The following is a 12,734-nucleotide window of genomic DNA, read 5'->3' on the forward strand; positions in this document are numbered from 1 at the left end:
GCGGACCTCACAGGGTCCACGGGGCGGCAGCGCCCGTGTCCACGTTGAGTTTCCGGATCGCCTCAGCTTGGACCCCGGCGTCGAGGTGACCGGCCTTCACCATGGCTGCGATGGCCGCGAGCGCGATATTCTTGGCGTCGACCTCAAAGAAGTCGCGCAGGTTCACCCGGTTCGAGGACCGGCCGAAGCCGTCGGTGCCGAGGATGGTCATCGGCGCATCAATGTAGGGCGCGATCAGGCCCGGCACCGCGCGGACATAATCGCTGGCCGCGATCACCGGCATGCCGCCCTTGAGCATCTTAGCCACGTGGCTTTCCCGCGCGTCCGTACCGAACCGGCGGTCGCGGTCCGCCGCGCGGGCGTCCCTTTCGAGCTCGCTCCAGCTGGTTGCGCTGAAGATATCAGAGGCGATGCCGTAATCCTCCGCCAGAACATCCGCCGCGGCGACGACCTGGTTCAGGATCGTGCCCGAGCCGATCAGACGGATGCGGTTTTCAGCTTTTGCGTCGCCACGCCGGTCGAAAAGGTACATCCCCTTGATGATGTCCTCCTCCGCCCCCGGCTTGAGGTCGGGCTGGGCGTAGTTCTCGTTCATCACGGTGATGTAGTGGAACTCGTCCTGCTGCTCCTCCATCATCCGGCGCATGCCGTGGTCGAGGATGACCGCAAGCTCACCGGCAAAGGCCGGATCGTAGGCGCGGCAGTTGGGGATGGCGCTGGCCGACAGATGGGACGTCCCGTCCTGATGCTGCAACCCCTCGCCCGACAAGGTGGTCCTGCCCGCCGTCGCCCCGATCAGGAAGCCCCGCGCGCGCTGGTCGGCCGCGGCCCAGATCAGGTCCCCGACCCGCTGAAAACCGAACATCGAATAATAGATGTAGAAGGGCACCATCGGCGTATCGTGGATCGAATAGGCCGTGCCCGCCGCTGCCCATGAGGACAGCGCCCCCGCCTCGGTGATGCCTTCCTCGAGAAGCTGACCGTCCTTGGCCTCCTTGTAGTACATCATCGAACCGGCATCTTCGGGCTCATAAAGCTGGCCGTCGGGCGCGTAGATCCCGATCTGGCGGAAGAGGTTGTCCATGCCGAAGGTCCGGGCCTCGTCCGCGACGATGGGCACGATGGAGGGGCCGAAGCTTTTGTCCTTCAGGAGCGCCCCCAGCATCCGTACGAAGGCCATGGTCGTGGACATTTCCTTGCCATCCGCGGCGCGGGCGAACTTTGAGTAAGTTTCGGCCGCCGGCACCTTCAGGCGGCGCGCATCGTCCGTCATCCGACGGCGTTGCGGCATGTACCCGCCAAGCGCCTCGCGCCGTGCGTGGAGATACTTCATCTCGGCGCTGTCGGCGGAGGGTTTGAGGAACCGCAACTCCTCAAGGTCGCGTTCGGTCAGCGGCAGGTCGAAACGGTCGCGGAAAGCGACAAGCGCCTCCATGTCCAGCTTCTTGGACTGGTGCGCGGTCATCCGGCTTTCGCCCGCATTGCCCATGCCATAGCCCTTCTTGGTCTTGGCAAGGATCACGGTCGGACGGCCCTTGTGTGCCTTAGCGGCGGCAAAAGCGGCGTAGAGCTTCCGGAAGTCGTGCCCGCCGCGCTTGAGCGCGTGGATCTCGGCGTCCGTCATGTGGGCGACAAGGGCGCGGGTCGCCGGATCCCGGTCAAAGAACTTGTTGCGATTGTAATCCCCGTCCTTGGACCCGAGGTCCTGATACTCTCCGTCCACCGTGTCTGCAAAACGGCGCAGCAGGGCCAGTTCGCTGTCCCGCCCGAAAAGATTGTCCCACTCGGACCCCCAGAGCACCTTGATGACGTTCCAGCCGGCGCCGACGAACAGGCTCTCCAGCTCCTGGATGATCTGACCATTGCCGCGCACCGGCCCGTCGAGCCGCTGGAGGTTGCAGTTGATGATGAAGGTCAGGTTGTCGAGCTTTTCGCGCGCGGCCAGCGTCAGGCCGGCGATCGACTCGGGCTCGTCCATCTCGCCGTCGCCGAAGACGCCCCAGACGTGACGCCCGGCCGTCTCGGCCAGTCCGCGCCCTTCGAGGTATCGCATGAACCGGGCCTGGTAGATCGCGTTGATCGGTCCAATCCCCATGGAGCCGGTCGGAAACTGCCAGAAATCCGGCATCAGCCAAGGATGCGGGTAAGAGCACAGCCCGCCGCCCTTTGTTTCCTGCCGGTAGTTCGCCAGTTGCCCCTCGCTCAACCGACCTTCGAGGAAGGCCCGGGAATAGACCCCTGGCGCTGAATGCGGTTGGTAATAGACCAGATCGCCGCCGAACCCGTCGGACGGCGCGCGGAAGAAGTGGTTGAACCCGGTCTCGAAGATCTCGGCGGCCGAAGCATAGGACGCGATGTGCCCGCCCAGTTCGCCGTAAGCCTTGTTCGCGCGCACGACCATCGCAAGCGCGTTCCAGCGCATGATGGCAGTCAGCTTCTCCTCGATCTCGAGATCGCCGGGATAGGCGCCCTGTTTGGCCAGCGGGATCGTGTTGCGATACGAGGAATAGGGCAGCCCGCCCCCCGCAAAGACGCCGTCCCGCCGCGCAGCTTCCTCCAGTTTGCCCAGCAGGAAACTTGCCCGTGCGCCGCCACCCACCTGGGATACGGCCCGATAGGCGTCGAGCCATTCCTGCGTTTCTTCCGGATCTGCATCCTGATGGGTGATCGACTCGGACATGCTTCCTCCTGCTCCTGCATTTTGGCAGCGTACTGATCAACGTACCGCAGGTGGTGCTGAAAACGTTTGAGCTTGCTGCATCATTCGGCATAGCGTGCTGCAATATTCGACCAGAGGAGCAATTTATGCCGCGAGAAGAGCTGGATAGGATCGACGGAAAAATCCTGGCCGAGCTTCAGAACGATGCCCGGCAAAGCAATGTGGATCTGGCGAAGCGGGTCGGCCTCTCGCCTTCCCCCTGTCTTGCGCGTGTGCGCGCCCTGGAGAAATCCGGCGTGATCGACCGCTATGTCGCGCTGGTCAATCCCGACAGGGTCGGGCTGGGTGTCAGCGTCTTCATTCAGGTCACTCTCGAACGGCAGGTGGAACGCGCACTCGAAGCGTTCGAGTCCAGGATGCACGCCTTCCCCGAGGTGATGGAGTGCTACCTCATGACGGGAGACAGCGATTACCTCGTGCGGATCCTCGTGCGGGACAATGCCGAGGTCGAACGCTTCATTGTGCAGAAGATTTCGACCATCGAAGGCGTGGCCAACATCAAGTCCAGCTTCGCGCTCAAACAGGTCAAGTACAAGACAGAGATCAGCATGGCCTCGTAGCCTGTTCGCGCTCCGAACAGACCGGCCGAAGAAATTGACGTTCGATTATTTGACAGCACACTGTCAGAAAGTGGAGAGAGCGTAGTCGGCTGTCGACCGTTGGCGCCAAAGCGCCTTGGCCGGGGCATGGGGATTACGGGTGTTCTCCGACCCAGTCGAACAACCAACGGAGCCACAGCATGCCGACCATGACCGACCGCCCGAACGATCTTCAGGCGCAGCGCGACACCTTCCACGACGAACTGGACAAGATGAGCATCATCCCGCTGTGGCTCAACCTCGGTGCCGCCGCCCAGACAGAGCCGAACGTCGCCGCCGTGCCGCATATCTGGCGTTGGAACGAAATCAAGCCAATGATGCTGCGTGGCGGCGATCTGATCACCCCGCAAGAGGCCGAGCGCCGGGTGCTGATGTTGATCAACCCGAGCTATGACAAGAAGAGCGCCCGCACCGTCGGGATGATCTTTGGCGGCATCCAGTTCCTGATGCCCGGAGAGATCGCGGACAGTCACCAGCATTCGCCGAATGCGCACCGCTTCATCATAGAGGGCGAAGGCGCCTACACGGCGGTGGACGGCGAACGTACAGTCATGAAGAAGGGCGATTTCGTCACCACGCCCGCGTGGAAATGGCACGATCACGGCAACGAGTCCGACCGTGCGATGGCCTGGCTCGACGGTCTGGATCTGCCCTTCGTGAACCTGCTCGATGCGAATTTCTTTGAGGATTACGAGGACGGCAACAAGCAGACCCAGCCGATTTTCCGCAACGCCGAGGACAGCCTGTACAGATGGGGCCGTGGCATGAAACCCGCCTGGGAACAGCCGAAGGAACCGCGCCAGTCGCCGATCCTGAACTATCGCTGGACCGACAGCCGCGCCAACCTGCACGCTCTGCGCGAGGACGAGGGCAGCCCCTATGACGGCATCATCATGCAGTATGTGAACCCGCATAACGGTGGCCCCACCCTCCCGACCATCTCGGCCTACCTCCAGCTGCTGCGCAAGGGCGAGCACACGAAGTCGCACCGCCACACCGCCAGCACGATCTACCACGTGGCCGAAGGCGGCGGCGGGTCGCTTGTCGGGGATACGGAGATCCTCTGGCAAGAGGGCGACACCTTCGTGATACCGTCGTGGATGGAGCACGAACACTGGAGCATCGACGGAGAGGCGGTTCTCTTTTCCTACAGCGACCGCCCCATCCTTCAGGCCTTCGGCTTCTACCGCGAAGCCGTTGGCGAGCGGCGCGGTTGAGGAGAGCCGGAATGACCAGGATCGACGAAACAACCGTTGTCATCATCGGAGCGGGGCCGGTCGGCCTCTTCCTCGCCAACGAACTTGGCTATCGCGGGGTGGACTACATCCTTGTCGAGCAGGGTGAAGGGAAGGTCTGGTTCCCGGCGGGCGAGAACTTCTTTTCGCGCACGATGGAGCATCTGCGCAGATGGGGTATCGCGGATGAACTGCGCTATGGCGACGGCTTTCCCCAGGACATGCCGCGAAACATGGGCTTTTGCACCAGTCTCGGGGGCAAACCGTTGGCACTTTTCACCGGGACATCCAACTCTGGTGCGCCGAAGGCAGACCCCTACTCGCCCGAGGGCGGCTTTTTCTATCCCAAGAAGGCCTTCGATCCGGCCCTGCGCGCGGCGGCGGAACGCCGGGGCGGCGACCTGCGCTATCAAACGAAACTGGACTCCTTCACACAGGCGGACGGCCACGTCGATTGCACGGTCACCGGGCCGGACGGTCAGTGCTACGTCGTTCGCGGCAAGTGGCTGGCGGTCTGTGACGGCGGCCGCAGCGCGGTGCGCAAGGCGCTCGACATCCGCTTTGTCGGGACCTTCGGCGAAGGCTACAACTTCGCCACCTATTTCCGCTGCACGGGTCTGGCGGACCGGATCGACGCCATGTTCGGTCACCGCATGGCGCAGGTTCATACGCTCAAGGATGAAAGGCGGGCTTACCTGACCTCGGTCGACGGTGCCGGGGAATGGCGGCTGTCGGTCTATGCCAAAGAGGTCGAACAGCTCGACCCGGCAGAGTTGGTGCGCTCGGTGATCGGCGAGGACCTCGACTTCGAGGTGATCCAGGCGCAGCCCTGGTCCGGGCACCGCGTCGTGGCGGAACGCTATCGCGAAGGCCGCGCCTTTATCCTGGGCGACGCGGCACACCTGCGCTGGCCCAAGGGCGGTTTCGGCGCCAACACCGGCTTTGGCGATGCGGTCGATTTCGGGTGGAAGGTCGCAGCCGTCAGCGAGGGCTGGGCACCCGAGGCTCTTCTCGATACATACGAGGCCGAACGGCGCCCTATCGCCATCCGCAACACCAACGAAGCGGCGAACAACCGCGTGCTCGACCATATGGTGCAGCCTGATCCGATCCTCGACGAGGAGAGCGAGGCCGGCGACGCCGCCCGCAGCGCCATGCGCGAGCGTCTGTTCGCGCTGCGCCTGCGTGAGTTCGTCACTCCGGGCATCCAGCTTGGTCACCGCTATCGCGCATCGCCAATCGTCGTCGAGGACGGCAGCCTCGAAGGGCCGGACGACCATATGGTCTATATCCCGACCACGCGGCCCGGATCGCGCGCCCCGCATTTCGAGTTCGCAGATGGCCGTTCGATCCTCGACGACTACGGCCATGGCTTCACACTGGTCGTCACCGAAGACAGCACGGGCGCCGACGCATTCGCCCAAGCGGGCAACGCACTGGGAATCCCGGTCCGGGTGGTCCAGTACCGCGACAAAGACCTGCGTAGCCTGTATGAATGCGCTTTCGTGCTGGTGCGACCCGACGGCCACGTCTGCTGGCGCGGCGACCTCCTGCCGGACCGCCCAGAGGACGTCTGGACCACCGTCAGCGGCCGCCGTCTGGCCCCTTCCGCAAAGTCCACGATCAAGACGAAAGAGCTTTCATGACCCAGCCCCGCTCACAACCCATCTGCACGGCCGACCTCTACGACGCACATCCCGAAAGCCTTCAGGTTTCGACGCTGCAATTTCGGTCGTTCGGGCAACGCCCGAGCTTCTGGGGACAGGTCGAGACCCTGACGACCTTCGAAGATCACACGCCGGTCCTGAAAGCGGTCTCGACCCCCGGCAACGGCCGGGTCCTTGTGGTGGATGCCGGAGGTTCGATGCGGGTCGGAGTCATGGGCGACAGGCTTGCGGGGATTGCGGTTGACAATGGCTGGGTCGGCGTCGTCATAAATGGCCTGATCCGCGACAGCGTCGGGATCAATGCCGTGGACATCGGTGTGAAGGCTCTCGGCACCACGGCGCGGCGCGGATGGGTTGCGACAGACGGACAACGCGGCACAGAGATCGCATTCGGGGCGTTGCGGATTGCGCCGGGTGACTGGGCGTATTGCGACGAGGATGCGGTTATGATCTCGCGCGACTTTCTCGATGTCGAAACCCAAACGCCGCCGGCCCCGGTCTGAGCGCCAGTAGACTCCTATGAGTCGCCCTTGGTGGTGCCTCCGCCCCCCTGCCCCGGAAAATGCCGTTCGAGAACCGTGAGCAGTCTGAGCAGCTCTTGCCGTTCCGCGGCGTTGAGGGGCGCCAGGATCGTGTCCGAAATCGCCGGCACCCGCTGCTCTACCTTGGTCAGAAGGTCCGAACCCCTGGCCGTGATACGCAACTGTTTGGTGCGCTTGTCCAGAGAGCCTTCTCTTCGGATGATCAGGCCCTTGGCCTCCAACCGGCCGATCACGTGGCCGATCGTGGTTCGGTCGAAGCATATCGCCTCGGCAAGGCGCGTGGCATCTATGCCGGGTGTATCCCGGATGTGAAGAAGCGCTGCAAACTGCACGGCGGTCAGATCGACGTCGGCATTCGCCTGACTGAACGCTGCCGTCGCCACCTGATGGGTTCTGCGCAGCAGGTAACCGGGTTGGTCGTAAATCTCGCTGGCTTTCAAGGCTCTGCTCTGGGTTGATGATTGGTCGCGGTCCATTCTGACATCCGGCAGCACGCTGTTCAATCTGGTACGGTCGCCGGGCAGAACTTCATGAAAAAGGGGCGGCAGATGTGCTCTGCCGCCCCGGGGTCCGGTGGTCATGGCGTGCCGCTTACGGACCATGCCACCGACGGGAGGACCCGGCTATTCGGCGGCCTCGCTCACAGCCGCGGTAAACGCGTCGTAAACGACCTGGCCGTTCGGCGTTTCAGCGATCCACGCGTCGATGACCGTCTGGAGCTTTGCGTCCCAAAGGGCCTGTTCTTCGTCCGAGAGAGTCGAGAAGCTGCGCGTGTCATCTTTCATCGCAGCCGATCTGAACTTTTCGATGGAAGCGTCGAATTGTTCGCCCCATAGGCGCGCGAACGGTTCACCCGAATTCTTGTCGATCGCCGCACGGGCGTCTTCGGGCAGACTGTCGTACTTGTCCTTGTTCATGACCACCATGATCGGCGACGCGCCGAGGTTGATGTCCAGATGGTTCTTTGCCGTTTCGGCCACACCGAAGATCGTCAACGCAACCCACTCGTTGATCGTGCCATCGATCAGTCCGCGCGACAGGCTTTCTGCGATCTGGGGCGAGGTGATGCCACCGACAGGCGTCGCGCCGATGGCGTTGATGGTTGCCAGCAGCGTCGGACCTGCGCCCCGCAGTTTCTTGCCGGAGACCCCCGCGAGCGTGTCGACCTTGTCGACGGTCGTCAGGATCGCCGGAGCGGTGGAGAATGCGCCGAGAACCTTGACGTTTTCCATGCCCTGCCCCGGCCAAAGCCCCTCTTCGACCATCTTCGTCGCAGCAAGCGATCCGGCCGTCGCACTGGGCGTGGACCCGGGCAGCTCGATGATCGTGGCCTCGTTCACCGCGCCGGGCGTGTAGCCGAGTACGATGTACGATATGTCGGCGATGCCGTCGCGCGCCATATCCAGATGCGCGGCAGGATCTCGGCCCAATGTTCCCGCGGGGAACATCTGGATGTCCAGCGAACCATTGGAATCGTCGATGACACGCTGCGCCCAGACCGACAGGATATCGGCATAGATGAAAGATGGCGCCGGAAGGCTGGTGGTGAAACGAAGCGAGTCCTTCGCCTGAGCTGCCTGTCCTGTCACGAATGACAACGCCAGCGCGGCCGCACAGCCCAACAGACCACGACCGACAGCACTCCGCACGCTTTTGCGATTATTGAACATTCTTTCCTCCCTTTTCTCCGGAAATCACCGGCGTTGCCCGGAAGCCGTGGGGCGATGACGTCCAGACGCCAGTCCCATCTCGCTCCGAACTTGGAATCAGGGTAGACACGGACCTCCGTCTCTCAATCTGAATCAGGAAAGTGTTCGCCCTCCGGGCAAAACCGTTGATGGCAGACCCGGGTCAGTACGGATCCAACTGTCCGGGCCTCAGCTCTATGCCGGAGTTCAGGAGAGGTCGCAGGTCGCTGACCCGACCGACCGCATGAACCGCCAACAAGGGAGCGCCGGGCACCTGGGTCGGAAGCGGTACGATCATTGTCTGACGTCAGTGCCAAGCAAACAGATTTAGGAGTTTGAGAAACGGAGGATTTCCGGTTTGTCGAAACCATTCTGGAGCAAAGGGAAACAAGACATCCGGAACATCGAAGACTGCCGCCGACAATTTGGACGGGGGCATCCAGCGGAAAACGCGCAAGCATGGCCCGGCCAAGACGAAGATCAAGATCGTGCTGAACGGCCGGCGCGGCGAGGAGAGCACTTCCGCCCTTCTTCGGCAGCAACTGCGCGCGGATATCAGGCCATGGAGAAGCGGCCCGGACAGGCAACACTCAAAGTGCGGACGTCCGGGGCATCCTGTGTCCGGAAATCCTGCAGGGAGTGGTCCGGAACGCGCCGCGAAAGCCCCGGATAGCGCAACGCCTCTCCAGCCGCCGTCAGCTTCAGACTCTCGTCATCTTGCGCGTTCAGGGACTGGCCCGGCCGCCGCAGCGGACAGCAGAGACGGACCGACAAAGCACGTCAGATGACTTCGATACCGGCGTCTCTAAACTGGCCCAGCATCTCGTCGGGAGCGGCGCGATTGGTGACCAGAGTTCCGATCCCGTCCGCATCCCACGCTCGGACGCGGCTGGTGGCTCCCAGCTTGGTATGATGGGCGAGAACCACCGTTTGTGTCGCCTGAGCAGCCATCGCGATCGATATCTCTGCTTCTTGCAGGTCGTAGAAGAACGATCCTTTGGCGGGGTGCAGGGCCACCGGGGCCGAGAAACAGATGTCGACTTCGAAGCGTCTTATCTCGGACAGGGTGAGTTCGCCCACCGTCGCGGGCACATCCGCAGCAATTCGCCCGCCCAGCAAGACGGCATCGAGACCCCCGGCCTGAAGCGTGGTGGCCACATCCAGCGAATTGGTGATCACCGAGACGCCGGAAACTTTGGCAAGCTCCCGGGCGAAGACGGCGGTGGTCGAGCCTGCGTCCACCATGATCGTCTGGCCGGGCTGAACAAGGCCGACCGCTTTCTTCGCGATCTCGGTCTTTGCCCGGATCTGGGTTGCCATGCGTTGCCGAAACGGGTCTTCGCTCCGGGGCTCGGGCAGGACGGCCCCGCCGTGAACCCGCGCCACCTTGCCGATCTCTTCCAGGTCGAGCAGATCGCGGCGCACGGTTTCGCGCGAGACGCCGAGCATTTCGGCCAAGTCGTTCGCGCTGACCTGCTGGTTGGCCCCCAGCATCAGCAAGATCCTCTGGTGACGCTCTTTTGCCCACATGCCTCAGCCTCCGCGACGCCGCATCAGCGCCAGGACTATTTTCATAGACAGGACCGCGCCGCAGACAACCGCCATCACGCAGGTCGAGAAGGCTGCAGCCTGCGAGGTCAGCCCGGCATCGTCCAGCCGCATGATCGTCACGGCGGCGACGCTCAGTTGTGGTGTCGTCAGGAACACTACGGCAGACAGGGTGACCATGGACCGCATGAAGAGGAAGAAGAACACGGAGATCAGCATCGGCGCGATGAAGGGTGCGACGACATCGCGGGCGGTGCGTCCCAGCCCGGCGCCAAGGCTGCCCGCGGCCTCCTCCAGCGCCGGGGGGAGCTGCCGAAAGCCGGTCATCACCGTCAGGAAGCCCTGTGTGTGGTAATGGTAGAAATTGACGATGCCGATCAGCGCTGCGGTGCCGTACAGCAGGTAAAGCGGTGTCGCCGTGGAGTTGAAGGTCAGGATATAGGCCAGTCCCAGCACCATTCCCGGCACGGCGGCCGGCATGGCGGCCAGGATCTGGACCGGCTGGGCCAGCGCCTGCGGCAGTCGCCGCAACCCGAACCCGAGCAGGAACACCGCCACGGTCCCGCCCGCCGCCGCTCCAAGCGAAATGACGATGGTCATCCAGAGCGACGAATACCCGCCCGCCAGCGTGATGTCGTAATGCTTGAACGACAGCGCCATGTTGTAGGGCCAGAGCGTGACGAAGCTGGCATAGACCACGATGCCGATCACCGCGACGATACAGGCGCAGATAAGCAGCGACAGCGCCGCCATGGACAGGTCCCGCAACGGCGCAAAGACGGGGCGATAGGGCACCTGCCCGGTGGTCTGCCCGGCCTGCTGCCGCTTCATCGCCTGACGTTCGATGGTGTAGGAAATCACCGTGGGCAGCAGAAGCATGATCCCCACCACGGCCCCCATGTTGAAATTGCGCTGGCCGATGACCTGGCTGTAGATCTCGGTCGCCAAGACCGAATAGTCCCCCCCGATCACCGCCGCATTGCCGAAATCCGTGATCGTGATGGTGAAGCAGACGAAGCCTGCGTTCAGGATACCAAAGCGCGCCGAGGGGATCGTCAGGTCGCGGAACTGCCGCCAGGGCGAGGCGCCCATCACATCGGCGGCCTCGTAGGTGCGCGCATCCAGCAGCACCAGCGCCGCGCCGATGATCATCACCGCCTGCGGCAGAGCATAAAGCGTGTTGGCGATCAGCAGACCCCAGAAGCCGTAGATCTCGATCTCGATGCCAAGCGCGCGGCTGACAACACCGTTGCGGCCGAGCAGGAAGATCAGCCCGAGCGCCTGAACCAGGGACGGTGCCAGCAGCGGCAGGACAATGACCGCCCGGATCAGCCATTTGCCCGGAAAGGCACAGCGATAAAGGCCATGCGCGATGACAAAGCCCAGAAGCACACTGACCAGCGTGGTCGCCGCCCCCATGACCAGCGAATGTTGCGTCGCACGCCAGAACCCGGAAGACCCGAGCACCTCGACATAGTTGCCGAGGCCGTAGCTGTCGCCGACCGTGATCGAACGCAGGAAGACGATCAGCATCGGGTAGGCAAAGAACAGGATCAGCCCCAGAAGCGGCAGACCGACGCAAACGGCGGTCAGCAGCCGGTCGGCATCGAGGGGCTTGCGTCTGGCCTGCGCCCGTATCGTGTCGGACGCATTCATGCCGGGACCGCCTTGCGCGGGGTCGCATCGTCGATCACCCATGTGCAGGCGTCCGGCGCAACGGTCAGCGCGACGCGGTCGCCCGCGCGGCAGGGGTTCGCGCCATGGGTTTCCACGGTCAACGGTCCAACCGCGGTGTCAACCTGAAGCCGCCGCAGGTTGCCGAGAAAGCTGATGCTGCGCACCGTGGCCGCGCCGTCCGCCAGTGGCACGAGGTCAATCTGTTCCGGACGGATGCAGGCAAGCTGCGCCACGTCCGTCGCTGGCCGGGTTGGCATAAGGTCCGGGAACAGCTGCGCAACATGGTCGGGCGGGAGCAGATTGCTGATGCCCATGAACTCCGCGACGAACCGCGTGGCAGGCCGGTGGTACAGATCCTCCGGCGTGCCAGCCTGCACGACGATGCCGTGGTTCATGCAGATGATCTTGTCCGCCAGGGCCAGAGCCTCTTCCTGATCGTGAGTCACCATCAGGGTCGGAATGCCGAGGGTGCGCTGCACCTGCCGGATCTCGTCGCGCAACTCGGCGCGAACCTTGGCGTCGAGTGCGGATAGCGGCTCGTCCAGCAGCAGAACGCGCGGATCGACGGCAATCGCCCGGGCCAGTGCGATGCGCTGCTGCTGCCCGCCCGATAGCTGACCGGGCATCTTGCCTGCGACCTGCGGAAGCTTCACGAGGTCCAGCAGTTCGGAAACGCGCGCAGCGATGTCGCCGGGCGCAGCGCCCCGGATCTTTAGCCCGTAGCCGATGTTCTCGGCCACGGTCATGTTGGGGAACAGGGAATAGGACTGGAACACGATGCCGAAGCCGCGCTTGCGGGCGGGCAGCTGTGACAGGTTCGCGTCTTCGAGGGTGATCTCTCCGCCGTCCAGATCCGTCAGACCGGCGATCAGCCGCAGCAGCGTGGTCTTTCCACACCCCGATGGCCCGAGCAGGCAGACAAATTCACCCTTGTCGATCCCGATGGATACGCGGTCGAGCGCGGTGAACGTGCCATAGGTCTTGGTGGCGTCGCGGACGGTCAGGTACATTGGGTCTTGCTTTCCTTGGGCGTGCAGTCGGCCCGCGACCGCCTGCAAG

The 12,734-nt window shown here is 63.5% G+C and carries 10 protein-coding genes; 4 read left to right on the plus strand and 6 right to left on the minus strand.

Annotated features, from left to right (window positions below; translation table 11 throughout):
* Positions 1 to 7: 7 nt before the first annotated feature.
* The gene (gene mdeB, locus ACU0DV_RS15370; RefSeq protein WP_446269935.1) at positions 8 to 2,680 is read right to left on the minus strand and encodes an alpha-ketoglutarate dehydrogenase; all 2,673 of its coding nucleotides are present in this window, start codon (positions 2,678 to 2,680) and stop codon (positions 8 to 10) included.
* Positions 2,681 to 2,805: 125 nt separating this feature from the next.
* Between mdeB and ACU0DV_RS15375 the strand changes: the two genes are divergently transcribed.
* The 4 genes from ACU0DV_RS15375 (at position 2,806) to rraA (ending at position 6,723) form a co-directional block, all read left to right on the plus strand.
* Positions 2,806 to 3,279 carry an Lrp/AsnC family transcriptional regulator gene (locus ACU0DV_RS15375; protein WP_446269936.1) on the plus strand — a complete coding sequence of 158 codons (474 nt, stop codon included), beginning with the start codon at positions 2,806 to 2,808 and terminating at the stop codon, positions 3,277 to 3,279.
* Positions 3,280 to 3,458: 179 nt separating this feature from the next.
* Positions 3,459 to 4,535 (plus strand): cupin domain-containing protein, encoded by a 1,077-nt coding sequence (locus ACU0DV_RS15380; protein ID WP_446269937.1) that lies wholly within the window; start codon positions 3,459 to 3,461, stop codon positions 4,533 to 4,535.
* Between the two features lie 11 nt (positions 4,536 to 4,546).
* Complete coding sequence (locus ACU0DV_RS15385) at positions 4,547 to 6,199, plus strand: FAD-dependent monooxygenase (RefSeq protein ID WP_446269938.1); 1,653 nt, start codon at positions 4,547 to 4,549, stop codon at positions 6,197 to 6,199.
* Positions 6,196 to 6,723: a ribonuclease E activity regulator RraA gene (gene rraA / locus ACU0DV_RS15390; RefSeq protein ID WP_446269939.1), complete on the plus strand. Its 528-nt coding sequence runs from the start codon at positions 6,196 to 6,198 to the stop codon at positions 6,721 to 6,723. Before ACU0DV_RS15385 ends, rraA begins: the two co-directional genes overlap by 4 nt.
* Before the next feature lie 14 nt (positions 6,724 to 6,737).
* On the opposite strand, the gene ACU0DV_RS15395 is transcribed toward rraA, so the two are convergent.
* From ACU0DV_RS15395 to ACU0DV_RS15415, 5 genes are all read right to left on the minus strand, one after another.
* On the minus strand, positions 6,738 to 7,343 hold the full coding sequence (locus ACU0DV_RS15395; protein ID WP_446269940.1) for a MarR family winged helix-turn-helix transcriptional regulator: 606 nt from the start codon (positions 7,341 to 7,343) through the stop codon (positions 6,738 to 6,740).
* Between the two features lie 42 nt (positions 7,344 to 7,385).
* Entirely contained in the window at positions 7,386 to 8,432 is a 1,047-nt protein-coding gene (locus ACU0DV_RS15400) for a TRAP transporter substrate-binding protein (RefSeq protein ID WP_446269941.1), read from the minus strand.
* 798 nt (positions 8,433 to 9,230) lie between these two features.
* On the minus strand, positions 9,231 to 9,980 hold the full coding sequence (locus ACU0DV_RS15405) for a DeoR/GlpR family DNA-binding transcription regulator (protein WP_446269942.1): 750 nt from the start codon (positions 9,978 to 9,980) through the stop codon (positions 9,231 to 9,233).
* A gap of 3 nt (positions 9,981 to 9,983) precedes the next feature.
* The gene (locus ACU0DV_RS15410; protein WP_446269943.1) at positions 9,984 to 11,654 is read right to left on the minus strand and encodes an ABC transporter permease subunit; all 1,671 of its coding nucleotides are present in this window, start codon (positions 11,652 to 11,654) and stop codon (positions 9,984 to 9,986) included.
* The gene (locus tag ACU0DV_RS15415) at positions 11,651 to 12,685 is read right to left on the minus strand and encodes an ABC transporter ATP-binding protein (RefSeq protein ID WP_446269944.1); all 1,035 of its coding nucleotides are present in this window, start codon (positions 12,683 to 12,685) and stop codon (positions 11,651 to 11,653) included. Before ACU0DV_RS15415 ends, ACU0DV_RS15410 begins: the two co-directional genes overlap by 4 nt.
* Positions 12,686 to 12,734 lie beyond the last annotated feature (49 nt).

Source organism: Sagittula sp., from assembly GCF_052825245.1.

Bases quoted from the DNA above. Each gene is read 5' to 3' on its own strand.
- mdeB (WP_446269935.1), bottom strand. From the start codon at position 2,680: ATGTCCGAGTCGATCACCCATCAGGATGCAGATCCGGAAGAAACGCAG.
- ACU0DV_RS15375 (WP_446269936.1), top strand. From the start codon at position 2,806: ATGCCGCGAGAAGAGCTGGATAGGATCGACGGAAAAATCCTGGCCGAG.
- ACU0DV_RS15380 (WP_446269937.1), top strand. From the start codon at position 3,459: ATGCCGACCATGACCGACCGCCCGAACGATCTTCAGGCGCAGCGCGAC.
- ACU0DV_RS15385 (WP_446269938.1), top strand. From the start codon at position 4,547: ATGACCAGGATCGACGAAACAACCGTTGTCATCATCGGAGCGGGGCCG.
- rraA (WP_446269939.1), top strand. From the start codon at position 6,196: ATGACCCAGCCCCGCTCACAACCCATCTGCACGGCCGACCTCTACGAC.
- ACU0DV_RS15395 (WP_446269940.1), bottom strand. From the start codon at position 7,343: ATGACCACCGGACCCCGGGGCGGCAGAGCACATCTGCCGCCCCTTTTT.
- ACU0DV_RS15400 (WP_446269941.1), bottom strand. From the start codon at position 8,432: ATGTTCAATAATCGCAAAAGCGTGCGGAGTGCTGTCGGTCGTGGTCTG.
- ACU0DV_RS15405 (WP_446269942.1), bottom strand. From the start codon at position 9,980: ATGTGGGCAAAAGAGCGTCACCAGAGGATCTTGCTGATGCTGGGGGCC.
- ACU0DV_RS15410 (WP_446269943.1), bottom strand. From the start codon at position 11,654: ATGAATGCGTCCGACACGATACGGGCGCAGGCCAGACGCAAGCCCCTC.
- ACU0DV_RS15415 (WP_446269944.1), bottom strand. From the start codon at position 12,685: ATGTACCTGACCGTCCGCGACGCCACCAAGACCTATGGCACGTTCACC.